At 68.2% G+C, this 25,277-nt stretch carries 30 protein-coding genes and 1 other annotated feature; of the genes, 12 read left to right on the forward strand and 18 right to left on the reverse strand.

What is annotated here, in order from left to right; translation table 11 throughout:
* The first annotated feature begins 184 nt into the window (after positions 1–184).
* Both ACYX4P_RS06155 and ACYX4P_RS06160 read left to right on the forward strand, forming a co-directional pair.
* Positions 185–310, forward strand: a complete 126-nt coding sequence (locus tag ACYX4P_RS06155; RefSeq protein ID WP_282438806.1) for a hypothetical protein — start codon at positions 185–187, stop codon at positions 308–310.
* Entirely contained in the window at positions 311–760 is a 450-nt protein-coding gene (locus ACYX4P_RS06160) for an alpha/beta hydrolase (protein WP_248117801.1), read from the forward strand.
* A gap of 67 nt (positions 761–827) precedes the next feature.
* Here ACYX4P_RS06160 and ACYX4P_RS06165 read toward each other — a convergent pair whose 3' ends face one another.
* Positions 828–1,040 (reverse strand): cold-shock protein, encoded by a 213-nt coding sequence (locus ACYX4P_RS06165; protein ID WP_248117799.1) that lies wholly within the window; start codon positions 1,038–1,040, stop codon positions 828–830.
* 237 nt (positions 1,041–1,277) lie between these two features.
* On the opposite strand from ACYX4P_RS06165, the gene ACYX4P_RS06170 reads away from it, so the two are divergent.
* On the forward strand, positions 1,278–1,487 hold the full coding sequence (locus tag ACYX4P_RS06170; RefSeq protein WP_248117798.1) for a hypothetical protein: 210 nt from the start codon (positions 1,278–1,280) through the stop codon (positions 1,485–1,487).
* A gap of 34 nt (positions 1,488–1,521) precedes the next feature.
* On the opposite strand, the gene ACYX4P_RS06175 is transcribed toward ACYX4P_RS06170, so the two are convergent.
* Together ACYX4P_RS06175 and ACYX4P_RS06180 are read right to left on the reverse strand one after the other, a co-directional pair.
* On the reverse strand, positions 1,522–3,006 hold the full coding sequence (locus ACYX4P_RS06175) for a SulP family inorganic anion transporter (RefSeq protein WP_248117796.1): 1,485 nt from the start codon (positions 3,004–3,006) through the stop codon (positions 1,522–1,524).
* Positions 3,007–3,059: 53 nt separating this feature from the next.
* Positions 3,060–3,123, reverse strand: a sequence feature (sul1 is cis-regulatory element that is thought to sense ions involved in sulfur or methionine metabolism; They are found in Alphaproteobacteria).
* An 85-nt stretch (positions 3,124–3,208) separates the two neighbouring features.
* Entirely contained in the window at positions 3,209–4,045 is an 837-nt protein-coding gene (locus ACYX4P_RS06180) for a metal-dependent hydrolase (protein WP_248117794.1), read from the reverse strand.
* Positions 4,046–4,107: 62 nt separating this feature from the next.
* Between ACYX4P_RS06180 and ACYX4P_RS06185 the strand changes: the two genes are divergently transcribed.
* The 3 genes from ACYX4P_RS06185 to ACYX4P_RS06195 are packed head-to-tail and all read left to right on the forward strand — an operon-like array spanning position 4,108 to position 7,016.
* Positions 4,108–4,701: a TetR family transcriptional regulator gene (locus ACYX4P_RS06185; RefSeq protein WP_248117792.1), complete on the forward strand. Its 594-nt coding sequence runs from the start codon at positions 4,108–4,110 to the stop codon at positions 4,699–4,701.
* A 37-nt stretch (positions 4,702–4,738) separates the two neighbouring features.
* Positions 4,739–5,317 (forward strand): GNAT family N-acetyltransferase, encoded by a 579-nt coding sequence (locus ACYX4P_RS06190; protein WP_248117791.1) that lies wholly within the window; start codon positions 4,739–4,741, stop codon positions 5,315–5,317.
* 31 nt (positions 5,318–5,348) lie between these two features.
* A complete protein-coding gene (locus ACYX4P_RS06195; protein ID WP_248117789.1) occupies positions 5,349–7,016 on the forward strand; it encodes a putative bifunctional diguanylate cyclase/phosphodiesterase in 1,668 nt (555 codons plus the stop codon).
* A 16-nt stretch (positions 7,017–7,032) separates the two neighbouring features.
* Here ACYX4P_RS06195 and ACYX4P_RS06200 read toward each other — a convergent pair whose 3' ends face one another.
* Positions 7,033–8,139, reverse strand: a complete 1,107-nt coding sequence (locus ACYX4P_RS06200) for a DUF5694 domain-containing protein (RefSeq protein WP_248117787.1) — start codon at positions 8,137–8,139, stop codon at positions 7,033–7,035.
* Between the two features lie 127 nt (positions 8,140–8,266).
* On the opposite strand from ACYX4P_RS06200, the gene ACYX4P_RS06205 reads away from it, so the two are divergent.
* The gene (locus ACYX4P_RS06205) at positions 8,267–9,967 is read left to right on the forward strand and encodes a bifunctional protein-serine/threonine kinase/phosphatase (RefSeq protein ID WP_248117785.1); all 1,701 of its coding nucleotides are present in this window, start codon (positions 8,267–8,269) and stop codon (positions 9,965–9,967) included.
* Positions 9,968–10,103: 136 nt separating this feature from the next.
* The gene (locus tag ACYX4P_RS06210; protein ID WP_248117784.1) at positions 10,104–10,937 is read left to right on the forward strand and encodes an outer membrane protein; all 834 of its coding nucleotides are present in this window, start codon (positions 10,104–10,106) and stop codon (positions 10,935–10,937) included.
* Between the two features lie 28 nt (positions 10,938–10,965).
* On the opposite strand, the gene ACYX4P_RS06215 is transcribed toward ACYX4P_RS06210, so the two are convergent.
* The gene (locus ACYX4P_RS06215; protein ID WP_248117783.1) at positions 10,966–11,535 is read right to left on the reverse strand and encodes a YqgE/AlgH family protein; all 570 of its coding nucleotides are present in this window, start codon (positions 11,533–11,535) and stop codon (positions 10,966–10,968) included.
* 150 nt (positions 11,536–11,685) lie between these two features.
* Here ACYX4P_RS06215 and ACYX4P_RS06220 point away from each other — a divergent pair, with 150 nt between their 5' ends.
* Together ACYX4P_RS06220 and ACYX4P_RS06225 are read left to right on the forward strand one after the other, a co-directional pair.
* Complete coding sequence (locus ACYX4P_RS06220; RefSeq protein ID WP_248117782.1) at positions 11,686–12,171, forward strand: peroxiredoxin; 486 nt, start codon at positions 11,686–11,688, stop codon at positions 12,169–12,171.
* A 40-nt stretch (positions 12,172–12,211) separates the two neighbouring features.
* A complete protein-coding gene (locus ACYX4P_RS06225; RefSeq protein WP_248117781.1) occupies positions 12,212–12,643 on the forward strand; it encodes a very short patch repair endonuclease in 432 nt (143 codons plus the stop codon).
* On the opposite strand, the gene ACYX4P_RS06230 is transcribed toward ACYX4P_RS06225, so the two are convergent.
* From ACYX4P_RS06230 to ACYX4P_RS06250, 5 genes are all read right to left on the reverse strand, one after another.
* Positions 12,619–14,532 (reverse strand): ATP-binding protein, encoded by a 1,914-nt coding sequence (locus tag ACYX4P_RS06230; RefSeq protein ID WP_248117780.1) that lies wholly within the window; start codon positions 14,530–14,532, stop codon positions 12,619–12,621. The genes ACYX4P_RS06225 and ACYX4P_RS06230 overlap by 25 nt on opposite strands.
* Before the next feature lie 66 nt (positions 14,533–14,598).
* The gene (locus ACYX4P_RS06235) at positions 14,599–15,648 is read right to left on the reverse strand and encodes a quinone-dependent dihydroorotate dehydrogenase (protein ID WP_292047057.1); all 1,050 of its coding nucleotides are present in this window, start codon (positions 15,646–15,648) and stop codon (positions 14,599–14,601) included.
* 5 nt (positions 15,649–15,653) lie between these two features.
* Positions 15,654–15,998: a DUF952 domain-containing protein gene (locus ACYX4P_RS06240; protein WP_248117779.1), complete on the reverse strand. Its 345-nt coding sequence runs from the start codon at positions 15,996–15,998 to the stop codon at positions 15,654–15,656.
* Positions 15,995–16,504: a SixA phosphatase family protein gene (locus ACYX4P_RS06245; RefSeq protein ID WP_248117778.1), complete on the reverse strand. Its 510-nt coding sequence runs from the start codon at positions 16,502–16,504 to the stop codon at positions 15,995–15,997. Before ACYX4P_RS06245 ends, ACYX4P_RS06240 begins: the two co-directional genes overlap by 4 nt.
* Before the next feature lie 60 nt (positions 16,505–16,564).
* Positions 16,565–17,308, reverse strand: a complete 744-nt coding sequence (locus tag ACYX4P_RS06250) for a methyltransferase domain-containing protein (protein ID WP_248117776.1) — start codon at positions 17,306–17,308, stop codon at positions 16,565–16,567.
* A gap of 46 nt (positions 17,309–17,354) precedes the next feature.
* Here ACYX4P_RS06250 and gloB point away from each other — a divergent pair, with 46 nt between their 5' ends.
* Complete coding sequence (gene gloB / locus ACYX4P_RS06255) at positions 17,355–18,077, forward strand: hydroxyacylglutathione hydrolase (RefSeq protein ID WP_248117774.1); 723 nt, start codon at positions 17,355–17,357, stop codon at positions 18,075–18,077.
* A 3-nt stretch (positions 18,078–18,080) separates the two neighbouring features.
* Here gloB and ACYX4P_RS06260 read toward each other — a convergent pair whose 3' ends face one another.
* From ACYX4P_RS06260 to ACYX4P_RS06285, 6 genes are all read right to left on the reverse strand, one after another.
* Positions 18,081–18,797, reverse strand: coding sequence for a DUF4908 domain-containing protein (locus tag ACYX4P_RS06260; RefSeq protein WP_248118061.1), 717 nt, complete (start codon positions 18,795–18,797; stop codon positions 18,081–18,083).
* Positions 18,798–18,897: 100 nt separating this feature from the next.
* On the reverse strand, positions 18,898–19,623 hold the full coding sequence (phbB, locus tag ACYX4P_RS06265) for an acetoacetyl-CoA reductase (protein WP_017505756.1): 726 nt from the start codon (positions 19,621–19,623) through the stop codon (positions 18,898–18,900).
* A 129-nt stretch (positions 19,624–19,752) separates the two neighbouring features.
* Positions 19,753–20,814, reverse strand: a complete 1,062-nt coding sequence (locus ACYX4P_RS06270; RefSeq protein ID WP_292046969.1) for an NAD(P)-dependent alcohol dehydrogenase — start codon at positions 20,812–20,814, stop codon at positions 19,753–19,755.
* 72 nt (positions 20,815–20,886) lie between these two features.
* Positions 20,887–21,648: a DUF72 domain-containing protein gene (locus ACYX4P_RS06275; RefSeq protein ID WP_312572952.1), complete on the reverse strand. Its 762-nt coding sequence runs from the start codon at positions 21,646–21,648 to the stop codon at positions 20,887–20,889.
* Complete coding sequence (locus ACYX4P_RS06280; protein ID WP_248117768.1) at positions 21,633–21,953, reverse strand: type II toxin-antitoxin system RelE/ParE family toxin; 321 nt, start codon at positions 21,951–21,953, stop codon at positions 21,633–21,635. The genes ACYX4P_RS06275 and ACYX4P_RS06280 overlap by 16 nt, the downstream gene beginning before the upstream one ends.
* Positions 21,953–22,198 (reverse strand): type II toxin-antitoxin system ParD family antitoxin, encoded by a 246-nt coding sequence (locus ACYX4P_RS06285; protein WP_248117766.1) that lies wholly within the window; start codon positions 22,196–22,198, stop codon positions 21,953–21,955. Before ACYX4P_RS06285 ends, ACYX4P_RS06280 begins: the two co-directional genes overlap by 1 nt.
* A gap of 103 nt (positions 22,199–22,301) precedes the next feature.
* On the opposite strand from ACYX4P_RS06285, the gene ACYX4P_RS06290 reads away from it, so the two are divergent.
* Entirely contained in the window at positions 22,302–23,036 is a 735-nt protein-coding gene (locus tag ACYX4P_RS06290) for a hypothetical protein (protein WP_248117764.1), read from the forward strand.
* Here the strand turns inward: ACYX4P_RS06290 and ACYX4P_RS06295 are convergent.
* Positions 23,033–24,394 (reverse strand): glutamate--cysteine ligase, encoded by a 1,362-nt coding sequence (locus tag ACYX4P_RS06295; protein ID WP_248117763.1) that lies wholly within the window; start codon positions 24,392–24,394, stop codon positions 23,033–23,035. The genes ACYX4P_RS06290 and ACYX4P_RS06295 overlap by 4 nt on opposite strands.
* Positions 24,395–24,483: 89 nt before the next feature.
* On the reverse strand, positions 24,484–25,215 hold the full coding sequence (locus tag ACYX4P_RS06300) for a 16S rRNA (uracil(1498)-N(3))-methyltransferase (RefSeq protein WP_248117760.1): 732 nt from the start codon (positions 25,213–25,215) through the stop codon (positions 24,484–24,486).
* Positions 25,216–25,277: the final 62 nt, after the last annotated feature.

Below are 25,277 nucleotides of genomic sequence, written 5' to 3' on the forward strand. Positions count from 1 at the left end.
CCTCCCCAAAGAACGCCGATACTAACGGGATGAAGCCGGTCCGAAAAGCACAAGCTGAGCCGCAGGCGCGCCTTGTCGCGGGGAGCGATGATCGGGCAGTCGGCGGCCAGCGCGCCGGTCCATGAAATCCACGTCATGAGCTAAAGTTAAGCTGTGCTGTCCACGTTTCCCTGTCACCAGGTCCGTGACGGCTTCCGTTCCGCATTTGCGGCATCAGGCCGAACAGGGGATGGGATGGCTGAAGACCGATCCGGCCAGCGGAGCGGACGCCTCGAACATCGGCGTGATCGGCGTCAGTTATGGCGGCTAGGTGGCGTTGCAGACGGCGGCGGCGGATCATGGCGTGCGTTGCGCCGTGGCCCTGGTTCCGGCCGACATGGGCGTGATCGGCGCGCGCTGGGGAACGGACGCGGACTATCGTGCAGCCTGGAAGGCGGATCTGGACAGCTTCGCCGCCGAGCCCGAGACGGCCCGGTTTGGTCCTGAAGGCGTGGACGGGTTCATGAATGCGATCACGCGGGACGCCGCCGCGTCCCGCTTGGCCCAGCGCGCGCCCGACCTGGCGGATCGTCCGATCTTCGTCGCCGGCGGACGAAAGGATCCGGCCGCGCCGTTTGCAGATCACTATGCGCCTTTGGTCGAGGCCCTGCGCGTGGCCAAGGCGCCGTTCGCGGCTCTCGAGTTCGACGGCGGACACAATCCCTCCGAAGCCTCGGCCGCAGCGCAGGGCTTCATCGAACGGACCTGCTTCGGGCGATAGGCTGAGCCCCAATTGAAAACGGCGGCTCCGAGAGGAGCCGCCGTCGTCGTATCAGCAGGTGCTGAAATCAGCCTTGGGTCTGGAGCTGGCCAGCCGATTCCTTGCCCGAACGCTTGTCGCGTTCCAGCTCGTAGGAAACCTTCTGGTTTTCGTCCAGGCCGCGCAGGCCGGCGGCTTCAACAGCCGAAATGTGCACGAAGACGTCCTTGCCGCCGTCGTCGGGTTGGATGAAGCCGTAGCCCTTGGTTGCGTTGAACCACTTAACAGTGCCGGTAGCCATTAGTAGACCTCCGTTAGAAGTTGACCGAGGGAACGTCCCTGCGGCCTGTCGGGTCTGAATGGAGCGGCCTGGACTCGTGCGTTCGCAGAGAGAGTGGGCGTTACGCAGAGAGATCGACGAGGCTTATGTGCGCAGGTCTTCGTGACAAATGCAAGCGCGCCGCGTCGGAGGATAAAATCCAGCGCCTGGAACGGTTTAGCTTGCAAGGCGTTGATGTGGCGAACGAAAGGCATTTCCATGAACCGCACCCATGTCGTGGAGCGCGCCTATCAACTGGCCCGCACGCAAAACTGTCTCAACACCGGCGACGTCGTGAAGGCGCTGTCGGGCGAGGGCTATTCCGGCGCCGAGATTTCGCACTTCCAGGGCAGTTCGATCCGCGCGGATCTGAACCGCATCTGCAAGATGCCCAAGGCCGAGGTCGAGGCCACGCCGGACGCGGCCTGAGGGCCTGAGAGCTTGAGAGCGTGAACCTGGCCGCTTAATGCGCGCCGGCGTCGGCTGGCAGATGCATCTTCTCGAACCGCCCCACCCGCGCGACTAGGGTGCGGGCGGCGTCGTTCATGCCGACCACCTGAACCTGGGCGCCCTGTCGGCGATAGCGGAACACCACCTTGTCCACGGCGGCGACGCCGGTCAGGTCCCACAGATGGGCGTCGGTCAGGTCGATCTCGACGTGCGTCGGCCCGCCATGATGTTCGAAACTGGCGGCGAACAGATCGGCCGAGCCGAAGAACAACTGGCCTGACACGCGATATCGCAGCGCGCCGGGTTCGGATGTCTGAACTTCGGTCACGCTCAAGGTCTTGCTGACCTTACGCATGAAGAAGACGGCGGACAGCAGCACGCCAAGCACCACGCCCTTGGACAGGTCGTGGGTGACGACGACGGTCGCCGTGGTGGCGACCATGACGATCGAGGACTGGATGGGCAGGGTGCGCAGCTTCAACACCGAGTTCCAGTCGAAGGTCCCGACCGACACCATGATCATGACCGCAACCAGGGCCGCCATCGGAATGCGCGCCACCCAGTCCTGAAGCGCCAGCATCAGGAACAGCAGGAACAGTCCAGCCCACAGGGTCGACAGCCGCCCGCGCGCGCCCGATCCGACATTGATCATCGACTGGCCGATCATGGCGCAACCCGCCATGCCGCCGAACAGGGGCGACAGGATGTTGGCGATCCCCTGACCGCGCGTCTCGCGATCCTTGTCCGAGGCGGTGTCGGTCACGTCGTCGATCAGATTGGCGGTCAGCAGGCTCTCCAGCAGGCCGACGAAGGCCAGGGTGGCCGAGATCGGGGCGATGATGGCCAGCGTCCGCCACGTCAGCGGCACGGCGGGCAGGTGGAACGCCGGCAGGGCGGTGGGCATCTGACCCATGTCGCCGACCGTCCGCACGTCCAGCTTCATCACCATCACCGCGGCGCTGACGACCACGATGGCGATCAGGGGCGAGGGGACGGCCTTGGTCAGGCGCGGGGCGCCATAGATGATGGCCAGGGCCGCCGCGACGAGAACATAGGTGGTCGGCCCGGCGCCGATCAGTTCCGGCATCTGGGCCAGGAAGATCAGGATCGCCAGCGCATTGACGAAGCCGGTCATCACGCTGCGGCTGACGAACTTGATGTAGCGGCCCAGCTTCAGCAGGCCGATGACGATCTGAAACACGCCGCACAGGATGGAGGCGGCGAACAGATATTCGATGCCATGATCGCGAACCAGGGTGACCATCAGCAGCGCCATGGCCCCGGTCGCCGCCGAGATCATGGCCGGCCGCCCGCCGACGAAGGCGATGGTGATCGCGATCACGACGCTGGCGTACAGGCCCACCGCCGGATCGACGCCGGCGATCAGGGAGAAGGCGATGGCCTCCGGGATCAGGGCCAGGGCCACGACGGTTCCGGCCAGCAGGTCGCGGCGTGGACTGGCGAGCCATTGCTGGCGCGCGGATGCAATCAGGGTCATGTCAGGATTTCATCTGGATGAGCCGCGCCCGACGATGCGGTTTCTGGCGGTTCGGTTTCCCAGCGGATCGGCGGCGGGGATAGCCACCCGTCGCCTGCGAACAGGGCCGGGTCCAAGGTGATGACGTCCTGATGCGTCAGGCGCGTGCGGAAAGCAAGCGCAGGCTCCGGGGCGCGCGAAGGACGCCCCGGAATGGAGGGCTTTACGCCGGCTGGGCCAGGCCCATTTCGGCCTCGGCGATCAGGTCGCGGTCGTCAACCTGCCAGGGGTGGAAGTCGGGGCGGTAGAAGGCGAAATAGTCGCCGATCATCCGGCGATACAGGCCCGGCTTGAACCACAGCCAACGGAACAGGCCGAACCGGGCGCGCCAGCCGACGATGCCGTCCTGTTTCAGCAGCATCAGACTGGTCTGGCGCACCGTCTTGGTGAACAGAAGGGTCGTCAGCAGCATGGCCCAGCGACGCAGCCGCCAACGCTGCAGCGGCGACATGTCGCGCGTCGCATGCAGGAAGACGTCATAGGCCACGCCCTTGTGCTCGATCTCCTCGATGGAGTGCCAGCGCCAGAGCCGCGCCAGATCGTGGGGCGATCCTTTCAGCAGGTCCGGGTCGGCCAGAAGCCGGTGGGCGAAGGCGGCGGTGAAATGCTCCAGCGCCATGGTCGCGGCCAGTTGCGCCAGCGGCGGGCGGGCGCGGGCGATGTTCAGCCGTTCGGTGACATAGGCCTCGATCTCGGCGGTCCGATAGCCTGCGCGTTCGGTGATGGCGTTGAAGGCCATGTGCTCGCGCGTGTGCGCCCCTTCCTGCACCGTGAAGGCGCGGATGTCGGCGGCCAGATTGGGCGGCGCGTCCTTGGCGAAGCGTTTGACCGACTGGATGAAGAACCGCTCGCCGTCGGGGAAGGTCAGGCTGAGGGCGTTCATCACCGCCGTGCCGAAGGGGTCGCCATTGAACCACCAGCGTGGCGTGGCGGCCTCGCGGTCGATATGCAGGTCGCGCGGCGTGATCTGGAGGTCGGCGGGTGTGGCGGATTTCGCCATGATAAGGCTCCTTAAGGGTCTGCCCATCGATTTCGAGATCAATATGGAGATAACTGACATCTATGTCAACTAATGGCCCGGCAAGGCGGCGTCGAGGGGCTGCGGCGCGCGAAGAGGCGCTGGAGGCGGCGCGCGATCTGTTGCTGTCCGGCGGCCCGGCGGCGGTGACGCTGAAGGCCGTGGGCGAGCGCATGGGGGTGGGCCACGCCAATCTGATCCACCACTTCGGCTCGGCGGCGGGACTGCAGGGCGCGCTGATGGACCGGATGGTGCGAGACCTGGCCGACTGGATCGAGGCGGGCCTGGGCGCGGGACGGGACGATGTGGAGCCCGACCGTCTGATGACGGCCGTGTTCGACGCCTTCGGCCAGGGCGGCGCCTCGCAGATGGCGGCCTGGCTGGCGCTGGCGCGCGAACAGGCGCGGGCCGAAAGTTTCGCCCAGGTGGTGCGCGATCTGGCCGACCGGCTGGCGGCCATGGCGCCCGAAGATCCGCGCGCGGCGGAACGGGCCAAGGCCCTGGTGGTCACGGCGGCCTATATGGCCTTCGCCGAGGGTCTGATCGGCGACATACTGACCCCGATGCTGGGCGCGCCCGACGGACTGGGGCGCGATCTGGCGCTGAAACTGACGGCGACGCTTTTGGCCGAACCGTAAGGTTCAGGCCAGGATCTTGGTGCTATAGTCCCCACCCATGGCCCTTCTGGACTGGATGAGCGATGTCGGCGGACCCGTGGTGCGCGGGAAGGGCGTGCTGCTGCGCCCGCCGCGCGCCGGCGACCACGCCGCCTGGTCCACGCTGCGGGACGGGTCGCGCGACTATCTGCAACCGTGGGAGCCGGCCTGGCCCGAGGACGACCTGACCAAGGCGGCGTTCCGGCGGCGGCTGTCGATCTATGCGCGCGAGATGGAGCTGGGCCACGCCTGGCCCTTCTTCGTCCTGGTCGATGGAGGAAAGACGCTGGCCGGCGCCGTGACCCTGTCGAACGTGCGGCGCGGCGTCGCCGAGACCGGCACCCTGGGCTACTGGATCGGCCAGCCTTACTCGGGCCAGGGCGTGGCGACGGCGGCCGTCCAGGCGGTGGTCGGCTATGCGTTCGACGTGCTGAAGCTGCATCGGCTGGAGGCGGCCTGCCTGCCGACCAATCACGGTTCGCGCCGGGTGCTGGAGAAATCGGGCTTCCGCAACGAGGGCCGGGCGCGGGCTTATTTGAAAATTAACGGCGCTTGGGCAGACCATCTTCTGTTCGGCCTGGTCGAGGACGAGCGTTGACGGTCGCGGGCCGTCTGGAAGGGCGGATAGCGTGACGACACGATCCCGATCGCTGGCCTGGGACGCCACGACCGCCATCGAGGCGCTGGCCGCCGCCGACACGGCCCTGTGGATCTGGACCCCGGCCGAGAACGAGCTGCGTTTCACCGGGGCCACCCGCGCCCTGGGCCTGGGGCCGCTGGCCCCGGAATGCACCGCCGCCGGCTTCGTCGCCCTGGCCATGCCCCAAGACCGCAGCCTGGCCGAACGGATGCTGAAACCCCAGGAAGAGGGGACCGAGGTCGCCGTGCGTCTGCGGATGCGCGGGTCCGAAACCTGTCTGTGGCGCGGCGTCTGGCTGGAGGACGGCCTGCGCGCCGCCGGCGTCGTCGCGCTGGAGACCAAGTTCGCCGGATCGGATCAGGACACTTTGACCGGCCTTCTGGACCGTCGCGCCTTCCTGGCCCGCGTCACCGAGGTCCTGACCCAGGCGGGCGAATACGAGATGGTGGTCGGGGACGTCGATCGCCTGCGTCGCCTGAATGAGGCGCTGGGCCACGAACGCACGGATCTGGTCCTGTCGGCCCTGGGCTCGCGCCTGGCCGCCGCCTTCCCCAAGGACGCTTCGCCCGCCCGGATCGGAGAGGACGAGTTCGCCATCATCGTGCCGCGCAGCGCCTCGCACACCAGCTACCGGATGCGCGACGCGCTGGAACAGCCGCTGCGGGTCGCAGGCTTCGATATCTATCCGACCGTCTCCATCGGAGCGGTGATGGTGGAGGGCGGGCCGGACGCGCCGGACGCCGCCGAACTGCTGCGGCGGGTCGAGCTGGCGGTGGAATCGGCCAAGAGCGCCGGGCGCGGCGGATCGGCCGCCTATGGCCGGGCGCTGGAAAGCGACAGTCTCAGCCGGCTGGCGCTGGAGGCGGACCTCCGCAACGCCTTCGTGCGCGGCGAGATCGTGCCCTTCTTCCAGCCCATCGTGAACCTGAACACCGGGGCGGTGGCGGGGTTCGAGGCCCTGGCCCGCTGGCGGCACCCCCGTCGCGGCCTGGTGCCGCCGGACGAATTCCTGGGCCTGACCGCCGACCTGGGCATGATGAACGAACTGGGTCTTCTGATGATGACCCAGTCGGCGCGGCAGCTGGCCGAATGGATCGAACGCCATCCGCTGGCCGGCAAGCTGTTCTGCAGCGTCAATCTTTCGGTGGGTGAGATCGAGCGTCCGCACCTGTGCGAGGACGTGGCGCGCGTGATCAAGGAAAGCGGCCTGCCCAAGGGCGCGCTGAAGCTGGAAGTCACCGAGGGCGACATCATGCGCGACACCGCGCACGCCGCCGAGGTGCTGCAGTCGCTTAAGGATGTCGGGGCGTCGCTGGCGCTGGACGACTTCGGCACCGGCTTCTCGTCCCTGTCGTATCTGGCGCGCCTGCCGTTCGATACGCTGAAGATCGACCGCTACTTCGTGCTGACGATGAACAAGGACGAGGGCTCGGCCAAGATCGTCAAGTCGGTCGTCAACCTGGGTCGCGACCTGTCGCTGGAGGTCGTCGCCGAGGGGGTCGAGAACGCCGAACTGGCCCGCCTGCTGCTGGACGCCCAATGCCACTACGGCCAGGGCTTCGGCTACGCCCCCGCCCTGCCGGCCCAGGAGGCCGAAGTCTATCTGGCCGAAAGCCTGGCTGACGGATCAGCGCCGATCAAGCAGCGGTCGGCTTGATCGACGCCTGGCCGCCTCAGCGCAGCACCGCCTCGGGGTCGGCCAGCACTACGTCGTGCATCATGTTCAGATAGGCTTCGTAATAGGGTTTGTGCGAGGCGCCGACGATGGTCAGCATCCGCGTGCCCGGATAGCGACCCAGGACATCGCGCATATTGGCGACCATGCGCAGGTTCCGCGTCTCCCAATAGCCGACGTAGTTGCGGCCGAACCCCTGCGGCGACGGCTCCCTGAGCGCGGCGCCGAAATCGGATTGGTAGGTCAGCAGCGACTGACGCGGTTCGTTGTAGGCGCGATACAGGGCCAGGACGCCGCCCGGCGCGTTCAGGTCCGCCTGCAATCGGTCGGATTCAGCGCGGCGCTCACGGCTGTAGGGATTGTTCCAGGCGCCCATGACGGCGTCGGCATAGGCCTTCTTGACCGCCGGATCGGGGCTGTCGGGGGTGTCGGCGGAGTGATCGTCGACGCTCCATAGTCGCTCCAGTCCCAGGCGTGCGGCCAGGGGGGCGGAGATCTGATCGGTCTCGTTGCGGCGGACCCTGATCCGCTCCATCCGGGCGGCCAGATCGTCGGTCAGGCCGTCGCCGGCGCGGCGCTCCTGGGTCGGCAGACGCAGCCATTGAACCAGGGCCGAGCCTTGCTCGCCCGCCGCCAGGAAGACCGCCGTCAAATATCGGCGCTGGGCGGCCGTGGGCGACGCGGGCCAAGCGGCCAGCAGTCGTTCCGCCTCGGCGTTGGCGGCGGGCACGTCTAGGCCCAAGGCTGCGCCGGCCGCTGAAGGGTCGGAACAATAGGATTCGATCGTTTCGGCGTAGCGTTGTGGATAGCGGCGCAGGCTGTCGCATTGCAGGCCCGACAAATCCTCGGTGGCGATGGCGGTCGGCGCCCAGGCGGCCAGCTTATCCATCAGCGGCGCCAACAGGACCCAGTCGAAGCTTTCCGGCAGGCCGGACAGATGGACGGTGCCCAGAACCAGCACCGTGTTGGGCGCGCCGGAGGGCGGTCCCTTCAGCTGTTCGGGATGAAAGTCCGGGCGATAATCCTGAGCTGAGGCCAGGCCGGCGACCGCCGCAGCGGCCATGGCGACGACGGACGACAGGATGCGGTGATGGGGACGCGCCATGAGATTTGACCTTGAAACGACGCCGCCAACCCCGACGCCAAAGGCAGTCTGGCCCAAGCGTGGCCGCTGCACCCGTTAAGTTTTGGACAGCTAGCCATACGGCTCAGTTTGACGGACAGTGGTCGCCATGACCGACGCCAGACTGGAGATCGCCGCAGGCTTCGCTACCGCGCAGGGCCCCAAGGCGGACAATCAGGATTTCGGCGGGGTCCATATCGGCACCGCGGCGGAACAGCGCGAGCACGGGGTGGTGGCGGTGATCGCCGACGGGGTGTCGGGGTCCAAGGCCGGGCGGGTGGCGGCGGAACTGACCACGCGCAGCTTCATAGACGGCTATCTGGACCAGAACCCGCTGAACGGCATCGCCGCCAACGGGATCAAGGCGCTGCGGGGTTTCAATCGCTGGCTCCACGCCAAGGGGCGCAGCGACCCGGCGATGGAGGGGGCGGCGACCACCTTCACCGCCCTGGTGCTGCGCGGGCGCGAGGCCACGGCCCTGCACGTCGGCGACAGCCGCGCCTGGCATTTCCGCGACGGGGTTCTGACGCGGCTGACCGAGGACCACACCCGCGCCCAGCAGGGGCTGAGCCATGTGCTCTATCGCGCCGTGGGCATCGAGGCGGACGTCAAGCTGGATGTGCGCCAGGTGCGGCTGGAGCCGCACGACCGGCTGCTGCTGACCACCGACGGGGTGCATGGGGTGCTGACGGACGCGGCCATCGCCGGGCTGCTGGCGCGGCGCGGATCGCCCGATGCGGACGCCCGCGCCATCCTGGCCGAGGTCGAGACGGCGGGCGCGCGCGACAACGCCACGGCCATCGTCATCGACGTGGTCCGCACCGGGGCGCCCGACTGGGAGGCGATCACGGCCGAGGCGGAAGGGCTGGCCATCGCTTCCCCGCCCGAGGTGGGTCAGACGGTGGACGGCTTTGTGCTGCAGCGGTTGGTGGCGGACGGGCGCTATACCCGGCTGTTCCTGGCCCGGGACACGCTGGGCGACGCAGGCGTGGTGGTGCTGAAATTCCCCAAGCCCGCCGTGGTGTCCGAGCGCGGCGCCCGCACCGCCTTCCTGCGCGAAGCCTTCATCGGCCGTCGCATCGACAGCCCCTATGTCGGCAAGGTGCTGACGCTGGACGCCGGGCGTCAGAGCCGCCTCTACATCGCCCAGCCCTTCCACGCCGGCCGGACCCTGCACGCGCATCTGGCCGAGGAGGGGCCCTATCCGATCGCCGAGGGGATCGCGGTCGCCCTGCCGCTGGCGCGCGCCGTCTCGGCCCTGCACCGGGCGGGGGTGACGCACCGCGACATCAAGCCGGACAATGTGATCCTGGAGGCGAACGGCGGGTTGAAACTGGTCGATCTGGGCGTGGCGCGCCTGAGGCTGGCCGAGGAGTTCGCCGAGGCCGAGGCGCCCGGCACGGCCGGCTACAAGGCGCCGGAGATGTATGCGGGCGAGGCGGGCGACGCCCTGACCGACCAGTTCGCCCTGGGCGTGACCCTGTATCGGCTGTTCACCCGAACCTATCCGTGGGGCGAGGTCGATCCGGCGGACGCGCCCCGGTTCGACCGCGCGCCGGCGCCCCCGACCCGCCACCGGCCGGACATGCCCGCCTGGCTGGAAGCCGCCATCCTGCGCGCCTCGGCGGTCGATCCCAACGATCGGTTCGAGGATGTGGAGGAACTGATCCACGTGCTGGAGACGGGCAGCGCCGTCGCCGCCCCGCCGCCGCGCCAGCTGTCGCTGATCGAACGCGATCCGGTGCGGTTCTGGCAGGGGGTCAGCCTGATCCTTCTGCTGGCCTTCCTGATCTCCATGGCCACGCGCTAGGCGCCTACGCCAAAGCGCAGCCATCGGATGTGCGACATTTGGCGGCGCACCTTTTTCGGGAACGTCTCGTGCGGTTTCGCTTTTCCGACCGCGAGCGGGGACTTCGCGCCCGCAGCCAGCACGTAAGCCTCCCCCAATGATCAAGACCCTCGCCTGCAGCGCCCTGGCGCTGGCCCTCGTCTCCACCCCGGCCCTGGCCCAATCGACCGTGCAGAACTGGTCCGGCCCTTACGTCGGCATCTTCGGCGGCTACAACCAGACCAACGACGACGGCGACGAAATCCTGCGCTTCGACCGTAATCTGGACGGCGCCTATGGCGATCCCGTCAATACGGCGGCCGGCGCCAACGCCTTCAGCCCCGGCTTCTGCGGCGGCGCGGCCACCAGCACCGCCCCGACCACCGGGTGCAAGGGCGACAACAACGGCGTCGAGGCGGGCGTGCGCGCCGGATATGACTGGCAGTTCGGCAATATCGTCGTCGGCGCCCTGGCCGAATACACCGTCAACAACGCCCAGGATTCGGTGACCGGCTTCTCGACCACCCCGGCCTCCTACACCTTCACGCGCGAGCTGGAGAGCACGGCGGCCGCCCGTCTGCGTCTCGGCTATGCGGCCGGCAACGCCCTGATCTACGGCACCGGCGGCTACGCCTATGGCAAGTTCGACAACAAGTTCCGCACCTCGAACCAGGCCAACAGCTTCAGCCAGAACAGCGAAGGCGACGACGGCGACGGTTGGCAGGCCGGCGGCGGCGTGGAATACGCCCTGGGTCGCGGCCTGACCTTCACCGGCGAATACCTCTACACCTCGCTGGACGTGGACAGCCCCGTCGTCCGCGTGGGCCAAGGCACGGCGCCGGCGACCAACCCGTTCGTTCTGGCGCCCAACACCACGGGCACGGACATCACGCGCGGCAACGGCAAGTTCGGCACGCATATGTTCCGCGTGGGCATGAACTACCGCTTCTAAGTCCCGAAGCGGGGCGGTCGGGTCGGGTTCAGGCCCGGCCGCCCTGGCTGGACAGCATGGCTGCGTCCACGCCCAGCAGGGCGAGGGCGCGAGTCCATTTCGACGTGTGTTCGCTGTCGAAGATCAGATCCAGGTCCGCCTCGGCGGTCAGCCAGACGTTGTCGGCCAACTCCTCCTCCAACTGCCCTTCGCCCCAGCCAGCATAGCCCAGCAGAAGGGCAGAGCGGCGCGGGCCGCCGACATCGTCGGTCATGGCCGTCAGCGCCTCGCGCGTGCCCGTCATCGCCAGGCCGTCGCCAAACGGAAGGCTGTCCTCGCCGATCATCCAGTCGTCGGTGTGCAGGACGAAGCCCCGCTCGCGCTCCACCGGCCCGCCCATCAGCACCGCCCGACCGATCGACTGGTCCGGCGCGGGGGCGTCCAGCTTGTCCAGCACCGTCTTCAGGTCCACGCCCGGCGCGGGTCGATCCAGCCTGAGGCCCATCGCATGGTCCGGGCCATGGGCGCAGATCAGGATGACCGCATGTTCGAACCGGGGATCGTCGATGCCGGGCATGGCCACCAGCAGGCGGCCGGTCAGGGGGGAGGCTTCGCTCATGATCCGCCCATCATCCGCCGCGAAAGCGTCGGGCGCAAGACGCAGGCGCTTGCGGTTGGCCCGTCGGCCTCTATGTGTCGCAGGCGGCGTTTTTCATCCATTCGACGCCACGTCCTTTCCCTTCATCCTTCCCTGTCCGCGGAGACCCTCATGACCATCCAGATCGGCGATCGCATCCCCGACGCGACCCTGGCCCAGGCCACGTCCGAAGGGCCCAAGCCCGTCAGCACGGCCGATATCTTCGCCGGCAAGACCGTTGCCCTGTTCGCCGTGCCCGGCGCCTTCACCCCGACCTGCTCGGCCCGCCACCTGCCGGGCTTCAAGGACCATCTGTCGGACATCAAGGGCAAGGGCGTCGACACCGTCGCCTGCGTCTCGGTCAACGACGCCTTCGTCATGAAGGCCTGGGGCGAGAGCCAGGGCGTCACCGACGACAGCATCGTCATGCTGGCTGACGGCAATGGCGAACTGACCAAGGCCCTGGGCCTGGTGCTGGACGGTTCGGGCTTCGGCCTGGGCGAGCGCTCGCAGCGCTATTCCATGCTGGTCAAGGACGGCGTCGTGACCCAGCTGAACATCGAGGAGGGCGGCGAGTTCAAGGTGTCGTCGGCCGAGCATCTGATCGCCCAGCTCTGATGGAAGCCGGGCCGCGGCGTCGTTCTGCGGCCCGACGACCATGACCACTGATGTCTTCAGTCCCGAGCAGCGCAGCGCCGTGATGCGCCGCGTGAAGGGGCGGGACACGTCGCCCGAACTGGCCGTGCGCAAGGTTCTGCGCGCGGCCGGCGTCGGTTACCGGCTAGGCGGCTGCGGCCTCCCCGGTCGGCCGGATGTCGTGATGAAGGGCCGCCGCATCGCCCTGTTCGTCCACGGCTGTTTCTGGCACGGCCACGACTGCCCCCGGGGCGCGCGCCAGCCCAAGACCAACGCCGACTACTGGATCGCCAAGATCGCCCGCAACCGCGCCCGCGACGAGGCGGCCGTGCAGGCGCTGCTGTCGGCCGGCTGGCGGGTGGTCGTGGTCTGGGAATGCGACCTGCGCCGGCCCGACTTTCCCGCGGCCCTGATCGTCGAATTGACGGGTCAGGCGGCCTCGGATCTGGCCTGAGCGGTTTCTTCCAGCACGTGCTGCAGGGCGCCGATCAGGGCCGTGGGCGTCAGGGGCTTGGACACGAAATAGGCCATGCCCGCCGCCTGACAGGCGGCGACATCCTCGGGCGCCGTATCGGCGGTGACGGCGACCACGGGCGTCAGGGCGTTGGGGCCATGGCCGGCCCGCAGACGGCGCGTGGTCTCGCGACCATCCAGTTCGGGCATCCGAACATCCATGAAGATGACGTCGAAGACCGTCTCCTCGCAGCGTTCCAGCGCGATCAGCCCGTCGGCGGCCGTGGTGATTTCGCACCCCAGGGGCTGAAGGATCAGCTGCACCGCCCGGCGATTGATGTCGTGATCGTCCACCACCAGCAGGCGCAGCGGCTGGTCGGTTTCGTCTTCCGCTTCCGCCTCGGCCTCCATCGCGATGGCCGCGACAGGTTCGGGGCTTGGAGCGGCGACCGGCTCAGGCGCTGCAACGGGCGCGGGTGCGGGCGCGGAGGGGACGGGCGCCGTGGGGCGCAAGGTCCGGGCGATGTCCAGACGGCTCTGATCCGCAGGCTCGACCGACGGTGCCGCCGCCTCGCCGCGCGGCAGGACCAGCGAGACGGTGAAGCGCGACCCCTGGCCCGGCGTGCTGCGCACCGTCAGCCGTCCGCCCATCAGGTCCACCAGATTGCGGCTGATCGCCAGCCCCAGACCCGAACCGCCATAGCGGGCGGTGACCCCTTCGGCCGTCTGGTCGAACGGGGTGAACAGTCGGTCCAGCTGGTCGGGCGTCATGCCGGGGCCGGTGTCGGCGATCTCGAACGTCAGGGCGTAGGACGCCGGCTCTTCCAGCCAGCCCTGAACCCGCAGGGTGATGGTCCCGCTGGCGGTGAACTTCATGGCGTTGGACAACAGATTGTTCAGCACCTGGCGAATGCGGATCACGTCGCCCTTGACCGACCGCGGCATGGTCGCCGCCCCCTCGATCCGCAGTTTCAGCCCCTTGGCCTCGGCCGGCGCGCGCCACAGCTGCAGCGTCTGGGCCAGCATCTGGCGCAGGTCGAAATCCTTGACCTCTATGGCCATCCGACCCGCCCCTATGCGGGAATGGTCCAGCAGATCGTCCAGCAGGGACTTCATCATCAGGCCGGCGTCGGTGATCAGTTCGGCGTTCTGGCGCGATCCCGCGTCCGCGCCGCGCACCTCTGCCGCCCCGCTCAGGATGGCGCCGATGGGGGTGCGCAGGTCATGACCGATGGCGGCGAGAAAGGCGCGCTGCTCGCTCAGTTCGCGGCTCATCCGCTCGACATGCGCCTCGGCCCGCAGGCGGTCGTGCTGTTCGCGCTTCAGCCGGTCGGCCAGGCTGCGCCAGACGTTCAGACAGTAGATGGTGAAGATGATCACCGCCGCCGCCGCCGTGATCGCGGCGCCCAGCGGCGCGCCCAGCCCCATCAGCAGGAAGGGGAAGGCCGCCATATAAAGGATCTGCGGCGTGGTGGTGCAGGCCAGAACGGTCAGGGACCGGGGCGCATTGACCATGGAATAGACCATGGCGGCCGGAAGCATGATCGCCGCCGATACGCCGCCCGCCGCCCCGCCGAACACCCACAGCATCATCGACAGGGCGCCATACAGGCCCGTGTTGGCGAACATGGTCGCCCCGCCCAGGATGTTGCGCGCCTTGGACATCGGGCGCGGGATCGGCAGGTTCAGGGGCGCGAAGACGAAGGCTTCCCACGCCTGGATGGCGATATAGGCCAGACCCCAGCCCACGGCGATCGGCCAGCCCACCAGGGAGGTCGCGGCCAGGCTGCTGGCCATGCCCACGGCGATGCGCTGCATCATCGCGCCCCGGCGTTGCCGGACCGCATAGGCCCAGCCGCTGACCGTATCGGCGCCCGTGGTGTGCGACATGCATTTCCCCGTTGGCGCCATCAGACGCTTTGAGACGACTTTGCCCCGGTCGAGCCTAACGCTCCGTCAACGACCCGCGCCGATCGCCTCGGCCAGTGTGGAAAAGCCGTCGGCGCGCAGCCGGGCGGCAAGGTCGCGCTTGATCCGGGCGACCAGACCGGGACCTTCGTAGATCAAGGCGGAATAGAGCTGGACCGCCGAGGCGCCCAGGCGGATGCGGGCATAGGCTTCGGCGCCGCTGTCGATCCCGCCGACCGCGATCAGGGGCAGACGTCCGCCCGCCGCCTCGGCCGCCGCGCGCAGGGCCTTTTCGGCGAAGGGCCGGATCGGCGCGCCCGACAGGCCGCCGGTCTCGCGCGCCTGGGGCGAACGCAGGGTCTCTGGCCGTTCAAGCGTGGTGTTGGACACGATCAGTCCGTCGATCCGGTGCGCCAGCGACGCCTCCACGATCATGCTGATCTCGTCGGCGATCAGGTCAGGCGCGATCTTCAGGAAGACAGGCGCGCGCGCGGTGCCTGTCGCCGGACGGGCGGCGTCGATGCGGCCCAACAGGTCGTCCAGCTGATCGCGGCCCTGCAAGGCGCGCAGACCGGGCGTATTGGGCGAGGAGATGTTGACGGTGAAATAGCTGGCGCGACCGGCCAGACGCTCCAGGCCCTCCACATAGTCGGCGGCCTTGTCCTGCGTATCCTTGTTGGCGCCCAGATTGGCCCCGACCGCCACCCCTTTCGGTCGATGGTCCAGCCGGGCGGCGAAGGCGTCCAGCCCGGCGTTGTTGAACCCCATCCGGTTGATGACGGCCCGATCCTCGGTCAGGCGGAACAGGCGCGGCTGGGGGTTGCCGGCCTGGGCGCGCGGCGTGACCGAGCCGCACTCCACGAAGCCGAATCCAAGACGCGACAGGCCGCGCAGGGCCTCGCCGTTCTTGTCCAGCCCGGCGGCCAGACCGACCGGATTCGGCAGGGCCAGACCCGCCAACGTCGTCCCCAGGATCGGATCGTCGACCGGCGGCCGGGGCAGGGGGGCGAGCGCCAGGCTCTTGATCGCCAACTGGTGCGCCTGTTCGGGATCAAGGCGCCGCAGGGCGGCGGCGCCCGCGTCGCTGATGCGCGCCATCAGGCTCATGCCGGGTCCCCGACCTGCATCTCGCCCTCGTCGGTGACGTTCAGGGTGCGCGTGGCGGCCACGGCCGAGACGGGCAGGGGCGCATAGAGGTGCGGGAACAGGGCGCCGCCCCGCGACGGCTCCCAGACCACGTCGTCGCCCAGTCGCGTCAGGTCCACGTACAGCAGCAGCAACTCTTGGCGACCGGCGAAATGCCGTCGCGCCGTCTCGGCCAACTGGTCCTGGGTCGACATATGGATATAGCCGTCGGCCAGATCGACCGGCGCGCCGTCATAGCGGCCCTCGGCGACGGCCGCGCGCCATTCGGCGGCGTCCACGATCTTGTAGGCGATGTCGGTCACAGCGAGGGCGCGCCCAGCGACCGTGGCGTCAGAAACCCTTCGTAGGCGCATCGCCCCGCTGCATCGACGGTGAACAGGGCGGCCGCGCCGGTTGGAAAACCGCCCGACAGCTTGTCCACCACCGTCGGCGAGGCCGCGCTTTCAACCAGATACTCGGCCGCCAGCACATGGACGCCCGGATTGTGCGCCAGGACCAGCAGGCAGCCGGCCTCGTCCTCGCTGGCCTCGACAAACCGGCGGATGACGTCGGCGGAGGCGTTGTACAGGCAAGCCTCGTCGCGCACCTCCACGTCGCCCAGGGCGTCGTGCATCTGCTCCCAGGTCTGACGGGTGCGTACGGCGGTGGAAACCAGAGCCAGGTCGGGCTTCAGGCCCCGTTCGGCCAGGGCGCGGCCCATCAGCACCGCCTCGGCGCGGCCGGCGGCGGACAGGGGGCGACCCTCGTCGCCGCCGGACGGAGCGGAGGTTTCGGCCTGGGCGTGCCGCATCAGGATCAGTCGGTGCATGATCTTCGCCATAAGGCGGTTTCCGCTCGCCGACCAGATGCCGCGCCGGTCAACTCCCTGTCAGTCGCGCTGTTCACGTTGCGAAGGGACGGAGGTGACGGGCTGGGGCGCCAGGACGGGTGCGGCGACGCGCTGGGCATGGCCGCTGGGCCGGATGCGGGCGTAGCCCTGGCGCGACGCCTCGAGCAGGATCAGGCCGGCGGTTCCCGGAAAGACATGGCGGCCCACCTGTTCGAACCCTTCGGCCAAGGGCAGCAGCGGCCCCCAAGGCGGCACATACAGGGTCTGGGACCAGGCCGCCGGCTCCAGTCCCACGTCACGCACCAGCCGCTCCAGTTGGCGTCGGGTGAAGGGGCGTCCGTGGCCGAACGGGGTGTTGTCCGCCCGCGCCCACAGGCCCCCGCGCGCCGCCGCCGCCAGGATGATCCGCCCGGTGGGGGCCAGCGCCCTGACGGCTTCGAGCAGCAGGGCGGCGGGATCGTCCGCCTCCTCCAGCGCATGGACCAGCAGGATGCGGTCGAACGATCCGGCGGGGAAGGGCAGGCGCCGGTCGTCCACCAGCAGGGTGCGGTTTCGCCCGACGGCGGGCCATTGCTCCACCCCCTGGCCGCCCGGCATGGCCGCGACCACCCGCCGCGCGCCGACGAAAGCGTCCAGCCACGGCGTCGCATACCCAACGCCCAACACGTCGCAATCCGCCGCCTCGCCCCAGGCGTCCTCCAGCCGGCGCGCCACCAGACGCCGCGCCAAGGCGCCGGTCGGTTCGCCGTAGAAGGTTCGAAGCTCGTCGATGCTGCGCCGCATCGGGCCACTATAGGCCCGACGACCGCCTTCCTGCTAGGATGGCGGCATGACCCTGGACGTTCATCTGTTCCCTTGCCGCAGCGACAACTACGGCTTTCTGATCCGCGATGCGGCGACCGGCGTGGTCGCGGCGGTCGATACGCCTGACGCCGCACGCATTCTGGAAGAGTTGGAGCGGCTGGGCTGGGGCCGGCTGGATATGATCCTCAATACCCACTGGCACCCCGATCACACCGAAGGCAACGAGCGGCTGAAGGCCGAATGGGGTTGCGAGATCGTGGGGCCGGAAGAGGTGCGTCGCGTCGCCCCGCTGGACCGTGTGGCGGCGGATGGCGATGTGGTGATGGTCGGCGAGACGCGGTTCGAAGTCACGGCCACGCCCGGCCACACCCTGGGCCATGTGGTCTTCCGCGCGCCCGACGCCGGTCTGGCCTTTGTGGGCGACACCCTGTTCGCCCTGGGCTGCGGCCGGCTGTTCGAAGGCACAGCCGAGCAGATGTTCGCCAGCCTGCAACGGCTGAAGGCCTGGCCCGACGCCACGGTCATCTGGTGCGCCCATGAATATACGGCGTCGAACGCCCGCTTCACTCTGAGCCTGGACGACCGGCCCGAAACGGCGGCCCACGCCCAGGCGATCTTCGCCGCCCGCGAGCGCGGCGAACCCACCGTGCTGACGACGATGGGGGTGGAGAAGCGGTTCAACCCCTTCCTGACTGCGGCGGACGCCGAACAGTTCGCCGCGCGGCGGGCGGCGAAGGACGCCTTCTAGGCTTCAGCGGTTCAGCGCATCGCCGGCGACGACCCGCACGATCCGGGCCGACGACGGCCGGCCCGCCATGCCGGCGTCGGCGTCGATGACGATCCGCAGCGTGCCCTGAACCAGGGTGACGCCGGGCCGGCCCTGGTCCGAGACCACCACGCGGCGCACCCGCTCGACCTGGCCCCGCAGGTTGGAGGCGCGGGCCATGCGTACGATGGCGTCGCTGGCGGCCGAGACGGTTTCGGCCGCCACCTGTTCGGAACCCGGCTGGATGTCCACGTCGATCACGATCAGCCGACCCATGGCCGTACTGGCGCGATAGCTCTGACGCATGAAATAGTCGACCAACTGGGCCCCGGTCAGGGTGGCGCTGGCCAGACCTTGCGCGTCCCCGACGCGCGACACCGGCGAGCCCTGCGGCGTGGCTGTGGTGTAAAGGGTCACGCCCCCGTCCGGCGTCACGCGCAGCACCTGATCGCCATTGTCGTTGCGATAGATGATGTCGCCGCGCGGGGCGGGCGTGGGGCGCAGCACCCAGACCTCGGTCGACCGCTCGAACCGCATCAGGGCGCGAGAGCCGGAGGTGTCCAGGACGAAGGCCTGGCCGTTGCCGCTGACATAGCGGGCGGTGGGCGGCACGCTGCGGCGCGTCTGGGCGTGACAGTCGGCGGGCAGGACAGCGGGCGCGGCGAGGCTGACGCCCATGGCCGCGAGGGCGACGACCGCCATCGCGGTCACGCGCGGCGATTTTTTCGCCCTGACCGTTCCCAACAACTTCATGACAGACTTGATGAAAGCGACGCGCGGCGGATTTTGGGCGAAGGCCGTCTCAACCCACCAGGTATTGACCGCCGTTCAGCGACAGGGTGCAGCCTGTGACATATCCGGCACGCTCGCCCACCAGCCAGGACACCATGTCGGCGATCTCCTCGCCCTTGCCCAGGCGGCCAACGGGGATGTGGCTGATGATGCCTTCCAGCACCTTGGGGTCCATGGCGCCGACCATTTCGGTGTCGATATAGCCCGGCGCGATGCAGTTCACGGTGACGCCCTTCCTCGCATTCTCCAGCGCCAGGGCCTTGGTGAAGCCGATCATCCCGGCCTTGGCGGCGGAATAGTTGGTCTGGCCGATCTGGCCTTTCTGGCCATTGATCGAGGAGATGTTGACGATGCGGCCGTGGCCCCGGTCGCGCATCCCGTTGATGACCTGCCGGGTCATGTTGAAGACGCTGTCCATGTTGACGCGGATCACGTCGGACCACTGGTCGTGGCTCATCTTGTGGAAGAAGCCGTCGCGGGTGATGCCGGCGTTGTTGACCAGGATGTCGATGGGGCCGAGCTGATCCTCGACCTCCTTCACCGCGCGGGCGCAGTCGTCGAAGCTGCCGACATTGCCCTTGACCACCATCACGTCCAGCGCATCGGCGATGGCCTTGGCCGCCTCGTCGTTTCCGGAATAGCCGGCGGCGACCTTGAACCCGTCCTCATGCAGGCGCTGAACGATCGCCTTGCCGATGCCCCGGGTCCCGCCCGTTACGAAAGCCACGCGCGCCATGTCGTCTCCTGTCCCTTGCCGGCCCTTGGGAAGGCCTTGTCGGATTTCAGGATTAACGCCCAAGGCCGCGCGCGCAAGGCGTGAATCTGACGCAACGGAAGTTTCACGCCTCCGTCGCGTTTCGATCCGTCAGGCGGCCAGCTTCGCCATGTCGATGACGAAGCGATAGCGGACGTCCGACTTCTCCATCCGCTCATAGGCCTCGTTGATCTGATCCGGGGCGATGGTCTCGATGTCGCAGGCGATCCCGTGCTGGGCGCAGAAGTCCAGCATCTCCTGCGTCTCCTTGATCCCGCCGATCAGCGAGCCGGCGATGCGACGACGACGCCAAAGCAGCGGCAGGGCGAACACAGGCAGGCCCTCGGTCGTCAGGCCCAACATGATCATGGTCCCGTCGCGGGCCAGCAGATGGATGTGGCTGGCGATCTCGTGGGTGGCGGACACCGTATTGATGATCAGATCGAACTTTTCCGCCGCCGCCTTCATCGCGTCCTTGTCGGAATTGATCAGGAAATGTTTGGCGCCCATCCGTTCGGCGTCGGCCTTCTTGCGGTCCGAGGTGGACAGGACGGTGACCTCCGCCCCCATGGCCGCCGCCAGCTTGACCGCCATGTGACCCAGCCCGCCCAGGCCGATCACCGCCACGTTCGAGCCGGGTCCGACGCCCCACTCCTTCAGCGGCGAATAGGTGGTGATGCCGGCGCACAGCAGAGGCGCCGCCACGTCCAGCGGCAGGCTGTCCGGGATGGACAGGACGAAATGCTGATCGACCGTGATGTGGTCGGAATAGCCGCCCTGGGTGATGGTCTCGCGGGTCCCGCCCTTCCTGTCCTTGCCGCCGTATGTGCCGGTGAAGCCGGGGACGCAGTACTGCTCCACCCCTTCCTGGCACGACACGCATTCGCGGCAGCTGTCGACCATGCAGCCGACCCCGACGCGGTCGCCGGCCTTGAAGCGGGTGACGTCGGCGCCCACCGCCTTGACCACCCCGGCGATCTCGTGACCCGGCACCAGCGGATAGGTGGATCGGCCAGTTTCGCTGCGCGCCGCGTGCAGGTCGGAATGGCAGACGCCGCAGTATTTGACGTCGATCAGCACATCGTCCGGGCCGGGATCGCGCCGCTGGAAACTATAGGGCGTCAGTGGCTTGTCGGCGGCGGTCGCGGCGAAGGCGCGTGTGGCGATCGGCATGGGGAAGTCCTTCAGACTTTGCAGGGCTGGCCTAGAAGCGGCCGCGGCCGAACGGTCGCAAGACGGCTCGGCCTATTTCAGCTTGGCGATCAGCGCCTGAGCCGCCGCCGGGTTCCGCACCTTGGCCCCCGAGATGAAATAGGCGAAGACGTCGCCGCGTTTCGCCCAGGCCCTGGCCTGATCGGCCACGGCGTCCAGTTCGCGCGGGGTCATGCCGGTCGGCTCGTCCTCGCGGCTGGACATCAGCCGGGCGTAGCTGAAATCGGCGGTCGCCTCGTCGATCTGGGGCCAGGTCGGCTCCTCGTCATCAACAGCGTAGACGATGGCTGCGCCGTATTTTCGGGCCAGATCATAGAACTGTTCCGTGGCGAAGGTCGGGTTGCGAACCTCCAGCGCGTGGCGCAGCCGCACGCCGTTCTTGTCCTTGGGCAACAGTTGCAGGAAGCCTTCGAAATCCTCGGGGTCGAATTTCTTGGTCCCCATGAACTGCCAGTTGATCGGCCCCAGTTTGTCGCCCAGTTCGGTCAGGCCCTGGGAGAGGAATCGGTCGAAGCTCTCGGCTCCGTCGGACAGCACCTTGCGATTGGTGCAGTAGCGGCTGGCCTTGACCGAGAACACGAAACCGTCCGGCGTCTCGTCACGCCATTTCTTCCAGCTGTCGGGCTTGAAGGTCGAATAATAGGTGCCGTTGATCTCGATGGAGGTCAGCTTGGACGCCGCATACTCCAGCTCCCGCTTCTGCACCAACCCTTCGGGATAGAAGACGCCCCGCCACGGCTCGAACGTCCAACCGCCGACGCCGACATGGATGGGATGGGTCATGGTTCGCTCCATTCGTCGCTCGATCCGATGTCCGATGCATCGGACTGCCAATCCTCCAGCCCATGTCGAATGCGTCGGACGAACACGTCCGCACCGTCGATCCGATAGAGGATGGCGTGGCTCCTGTAGAAGATCACCAGGGCGTCCGGGCTCAACTCCGGCCGAGCGGCGCCGAGCCGTGGAAACTGCGCCAGCAGGTCCAACTTCGCGAAAAGGCCCTCGATATAGTCGTCGGCCTGACGGCTGCCGAACAGTTCGAGACCCTGCAGATAGACGTGTTGCAGGTCCGATCGCGCTTCGCGGCTGAGGCGAAGCATCAGGAGGCGCGGCGCAACTGAGCCCGCAGTTCCTCGATCACTTCCCGAGGAGACTGATCTGAAACGCCCGAAGCGTCCGCCTCTGCAATCAGCCTCTGCCAATGGGCGATCTTCTCGGCCTTGACTTGCTCGCGGCGGATCAGGTCGCGCACCACGTCGGACGTGTTGGCGTAGCGGCCGGATTTCGCCTGGTCCTCGACCCAGGCCTTCATCGGATCGGGCAGGGAGATGTTCATCGTCGCCATGATCGGCCTCCTGGCGACAAGAGGCGGCGCTTTGGCAATCCTTGTCAAGTTTGGTCTGGCGATATCGGCTGGCGTCGGGATCGGGTAGGCTTAGGATGACGGCATGATCGCCACCCTTCTCCTGATCGCCGCCCTTCAATCCGACCTAGGCGGCCTGCAGACCCTGACGCGCGTCGATGATCGCGCCTGCACCGGCGACGGGGGCTGGTGCGTGGCCTTGGTGGGGGGCGAACAGGATGGCGAGCCGGTGGTGCGGCCCGTCCTGCGCCGGGCCGACGACGCGACCGCCATAGCCAAGCCCGAGAACAGCGCGGTCGAGAGCTTTCAGCCGTGGACCCACCTAATCCGCCTGAGCAACGGCGGCGCCTTGGCCGGGGTGCAGGTGGAGACCCGCAGCATGTATTCGGGCGGCGGCGGCCAGGCGACGGAGCTGCGGCTCTATCGGCTGGATGCGCGGGGCGACGCCGCGTCGACGCCGGTCCTGTCCGTGCCAATCCAGGGTTCGCTGATGATCCGGGCCTGTTTCAGCGAGGAGGACATGACGCAGAGGGCGGGCGCCTGCCACGATGAATACGGCTTCGAGGGCGTGCTGACCGTCGAGGCGGAGGCGAGCGAGGCCCTGCCCGTGCTGACCTATGCGACCACCGCGACCGCCTATCCGCGCGGCGCCTCGCGGTCCGAGGATTCGCTGGAGAAGCCGCCGCTGAAGCCCGCCGACCTGATCACGGTGCGCGATCCGAAATGCAGTTTCACGCGCCGGTTCACGTTTGACGCGGCGGCGGGCGAATACCGACCGGATCGCAAAATGCCCGACTGTTCGGACTACACCACGCCTTAATAGGCGAAGTCGGCGTAGATGCGCTTGACGTCGCCCTGCCAGGCCCCGTGATACAGGTCCAGCAGGCGTTCGGCCGGGGTGATCCCGCTGTCGGCGATGTCTTCCAGTTCCGACAGATAGCCGCGCTCGTCCACCATGCCGCCCGAGAATTTGGCGCGGTTCTTCAGACCCTGTTTGGCGATGGCGACCAGATCGACGGCGATGTCGCGCACCGACCGGCCCGCGACCTCGGCCTTCAGGCCCAGGCGCGTCACGTCGCGGCGCAGGCGCTCGTGGTCGGCGATGTCCCAGTCCTTGACCAGGTCCCAGGCGGCGGCCAGCGACGGCGCGTCGTACAGAACCCCAGCCCACAGGGCGGGCAGGGCGCAGATGCGGCTCCAAGGCCCGCCGTCAGCGCCGCGCATCTCCAGATAGGACTTCAGCCGGACCTCGGGGAAGAGGGTGGTCAGGTGGTCGTTCCAGTCCTTCAGGGTCGGATATTCGCCGGGCAGGGCGGGCAGTTTCCCGGCCTGGAAATCCCGGAACGACTGGCCCGAGGCGTCGACGTATTTGCCGCCGCGCTTGGCGAAATACATCGGCGTGTCCAGGGCGTAGTCTGCGTAGCGCTCGAAGCCGAAACCGTCCTCGTACACAAAGCCCAGCATACCGGTGCGGTCGGCGTCGGTGTCGGTCCAGACATTGGCGCGGGCCGACAGGAAGCCGTTGGGGCGGCCTTCGGTGAAGGGGGAGCAGGCGAACAGGGCGGTGGCGATGGGCTGCAGCGCCAGCGAGGTGCGGAACTTCAGCACCATGTCGGCTTCCGAGTCGAAATCGAGGTTGGCCTGGATGGTGCAGGTTCGCAGCATCATGTCCAGGCCCAGGGTCCCGACCTTGGGCATATAGGCGCGCATGATGTCGTAGCGGCCCTTGGGCATGATCGGGACCTGTTCGCGGGTCCACAGCGGGTCGAACCCGGCGCCCAGGAAGCCGACGCCGATCTGGTCGGCCACCTGCTTGACCTCCATCAGGTGCTGGCCCGTCTCGTTGCAGATGTCGTGGATGGTCAGAAGCGGCGCGCCCGACAGCTCCAGCTGGCCGCCGGGCTCCAGGCTGACGGATGCGGTGAATCCCTCGGCGTTCTTGCGTTCCAGACCGATCAGGAAGCCGTTCTCCTCGACGCGCGACCATCCGAACCGCTCAAGCCCCTCCAGCATGGCCTTGATGCCATTCGGGCCGTCATAGGCGGGGCGCGCCAGGGTGATCTTGTCGAAGCCGAACTTCTCGTGCTCGGCGCCGATGCGCCATTGATCCTTGGGCTTGGCGCCCTTGGACATGGCCTCGATCAGGGCGTTGCGGCTCAGCGGCGCGTCTTCGGTCATGCGTCAGTCCCCTGCGGCGCGCCGTACGCGACCGTCTGTCGCGGCTAGATGGGCAAGATTGCGGCGTGGCTCAAGAGCATCCGTTACACTTATCGTTCCCAATCGCCGACCGCCGCCTGCCACAAGGTCATGGCGGCGATGGCGGCGGTGTCGGCGCGCAGGATGCGCGGACCCAGAGAAACAGCGGTGGTGAAGGCCAGGGACCGCAGCCGTTCGCCCTCTTCCGGCGCGAACCCGCCTTCTGGTCCGATCAGGATGGACCATTTTTGCTCTTGGGAGCCGGCGCCCGCGGCCGCCAGGGCCGACATCGGCGGCGCGCCGCCGGTCTCGTCGCAGAACATCAGGCGCCGTCCCGCCCCCCAGCCGTCAAGCAGGGCGTCCAGCTTGATGGGGTCCTCGACGACCGGCACGTCCATCCGGCCGGTCTGTTCGGCGGCCTCCTCGGCGATGGCGTCCAGCCGGTCCAGGCGGATGCGGTCGGCGTTGGTGCGTTTGGTCAGCACCAGCCGCACCCGCCGCGCGCCCAGTTCCGCCGCCTTCTCCACGATCGTCTCGACCCTGGCCTTCTTCACCACCGCCACGATCAACTCCAGATCGGGGCCGAAGGTCTGGGGGCGGACCTGGTCTTCGGCGCGCAGGATCACGCCCTTCTTCAGCACCTCCGCGACCGAACACCGCCATTCGCCGTCGCGGCCGTTGAAGGCCAGCAGTTCGTCCCCCGCCTTCAACCGCATGACCTGGGTCAGATAGCGGGACTGGTCCAACGTGGGGGCGACGGCGGCGGCGGGCGTTAGGGCGCCCTGAACATGCAGACGGATCATGGCCCCTGCATATCGTGGTTCAGGCCCCCGGACCAATCCCTGACGGCTCGAGGGGGCGGGGT

The organism is Brevundimonas sp. ABV4_179 (assembly GCF_056311945.1).

Bases quoted from the DNA above. Each gene is read 5' to 3' on its own strand.
- ACYX4P_RS06165 (WP_248117799.1), bottom strand. From the start codon at position 1,040: ATGGCTACCGGCACTGTTAAGTGGTTCAACGCAACCAAGGGCTACGGC.
- ACYX4P_RS06170 (WP_248117798.1), top strand. From the start codon at position 1,278: ATGAACCGCACCCATGTCGTGGAGCGCGCCTATCAACTGGCCCGCACG.
- ACYX4P_RS06175 (WP_248117796.1), bottom strand. From the start codon at position 3,006: ATGACCCTGATTGCATCCGCGCGCCAGCAATGGCTCGCCAGTCCACGC.
- ACYX4P_RS06180 (WP_248117794.1), bottom strand. From the start codon at position 4,045: ATGGCGAAATCCGCCACACCCGCCGACCTCCAGATCACGCCGCGCGAC.
- ACYX4P_RS06185 (WP_248117792.1), top strand. From the start codon at position 4,108: ATGTCAACTAATGGCCCGGCAAGGCGGCGTCGAGGGGCTGCGGCGCGC.
- ACYX4P_RS06190 (WP_248117791.1), top strand. From the start codon at position 4,739: ATGGCCCTTCTGGACTGGATGAGCGATGTCGGCGGACCCGTGGTGCGC.
- ACYX4P_RS06200 (WP_248117787.1), bottom strand. From the start codon at position 8,139: ATGGCGCGTCCCCATCACCGCATCCTGTCGTCCGTCGTCGCCATGGCC.
- ACYX4P_RS06205 (WP_248117785.1), top strand. From the start codon at position 8,267: ATGACCGACGCCAGACTGGAGATCGCCGCAGGCTTCGCTACCGCGCAG.
- ACYX4P_RS06210 (WP_248117784.1), top strand. From the start codon at position 10,104: ATGATCAAGACCCTCGCCTGCAGCGCCCTGGCGCTGGCCCTCGTCTCC.
- ACYX4P_RS06215 (WP_248117783.1), bottom strand. From the start codon at position 11,535: ATGAGCGAAGCCTCCCCCCTGACCGGCCGCCTGCTGGTGGCCATGCCC.
- ACYX4P_RS06220 (WP_248117782.1), top strand. From the start codon at position 11,686: ATGACCATCCAGATCGGCGATCGCATCCCCGACGCGACCCTGGCCCAG.
- ACYX4P_RS06225 (WP_248117781.1), top strand. From the start codon at position 12,212: ATGACCACTGATGTCTTCAGTCCCGAGCAGCGCAGCGCCGTGATGCGC.
- ACYX4P_RS06230 (WP_248117780.1), bottom strand. From the start codon at position 14,532: ATGTCGCACACCACGGGCGCCGATACGGTCAGCGGCTGGGCCTATGCG.
- ACYX4P_RS06235 (WP_292047057.1), bottom strand. From the start codon at position 15,648: ATGGCGCGCATCAGCGACGCGGGCGCCGCCGCCCTGCGGCGCCTTGAT.
- ACYX4P_RS06245 (WP_248117778.1), bottom strand. From the start codon at position 16,504: ATGCACCGACTGATCCTGATGCGGCACGCCCAGGCCGAAACCTCCGCT.
- ACYX4P_RS06250 (WP_248117776.1), bottom strand. From the start codon at position 17,308: ATGCGGCGCAGCATCGACGAGCTTCGAACCTTCTACGGCGAACCGACC.
- gloB (WP_248117774.1), top strand. From the start codon at position 17,355: ATGACCCTGGACGTTCATCTGTTCCCTTGCCGCAGCGACAACTACGGC.
- ACYX4P_RS06260 (WP_248118061.1), bottom strand. From the start codon at position 18,797: ATGGCGGTCGTCGCCCTCGCGGCCATGGGCGTCAGCCTCGCCGCGCCC.
- phbB (WP_017505756.1), bottom strand. From the start codon at position 19,623: ATGGCGCGCGTGGCTTTCGTAACGGGCGGGACCCGGGGCATCGGCAAG.
- ACYX4P_RS06270 (WP_292046969.1), bottom strand. From the start codon at position 20,814: ATGCCGATCGCCACACGCGCCTTCGCCGCGACCGCCGCCGACAAGCCA.
- ACYX4P_RS06275 (WP_312572952.1), bottom strand. From the start codon at position 21,648: ATGGAGCGAACCATGACCCATCCCATCCATGTCGGCGTCGGCGGTTGG.
- ACYX4P_RS06280 (WP_248117768.1), bottom strand. From the start codon at position 21,953: ATGCTTCGCCTCAGCCGCGAAGCGCGATCGGACCTGCAACACGTCTAT.
- ACYX4P_RS06285 (WP_248117766.1), bottom strand. From the start codon at position 22,198: ATGGCGACGATGAACATCTCCCTGCCCGATCCGATGAAGGCCTGGGTC.
- ACYX4P_RS06290 (WP_248117764.1), top strand. From the start codon at position 22,302: ATGATCGCCACCCTTCTCCTGATCGCCGCCCTTCAATCCGACCTAGGC.
- ACYX4P_RS06295 (WP_248117763.1), bottom strand. From the start codon at position 24,394: ATGACCGAAGACGCGCCGCTGAGCCGCAACGCCCTGATCGAGGCCATG.
- ACYX4P_RS06300 (WP_248117760.1), bottom strand. From the start codon at position 25,215: ATGATCCGTCTGCATGTTCAGGGCGCCCTAACGCCCGCCGCCGCCGTC.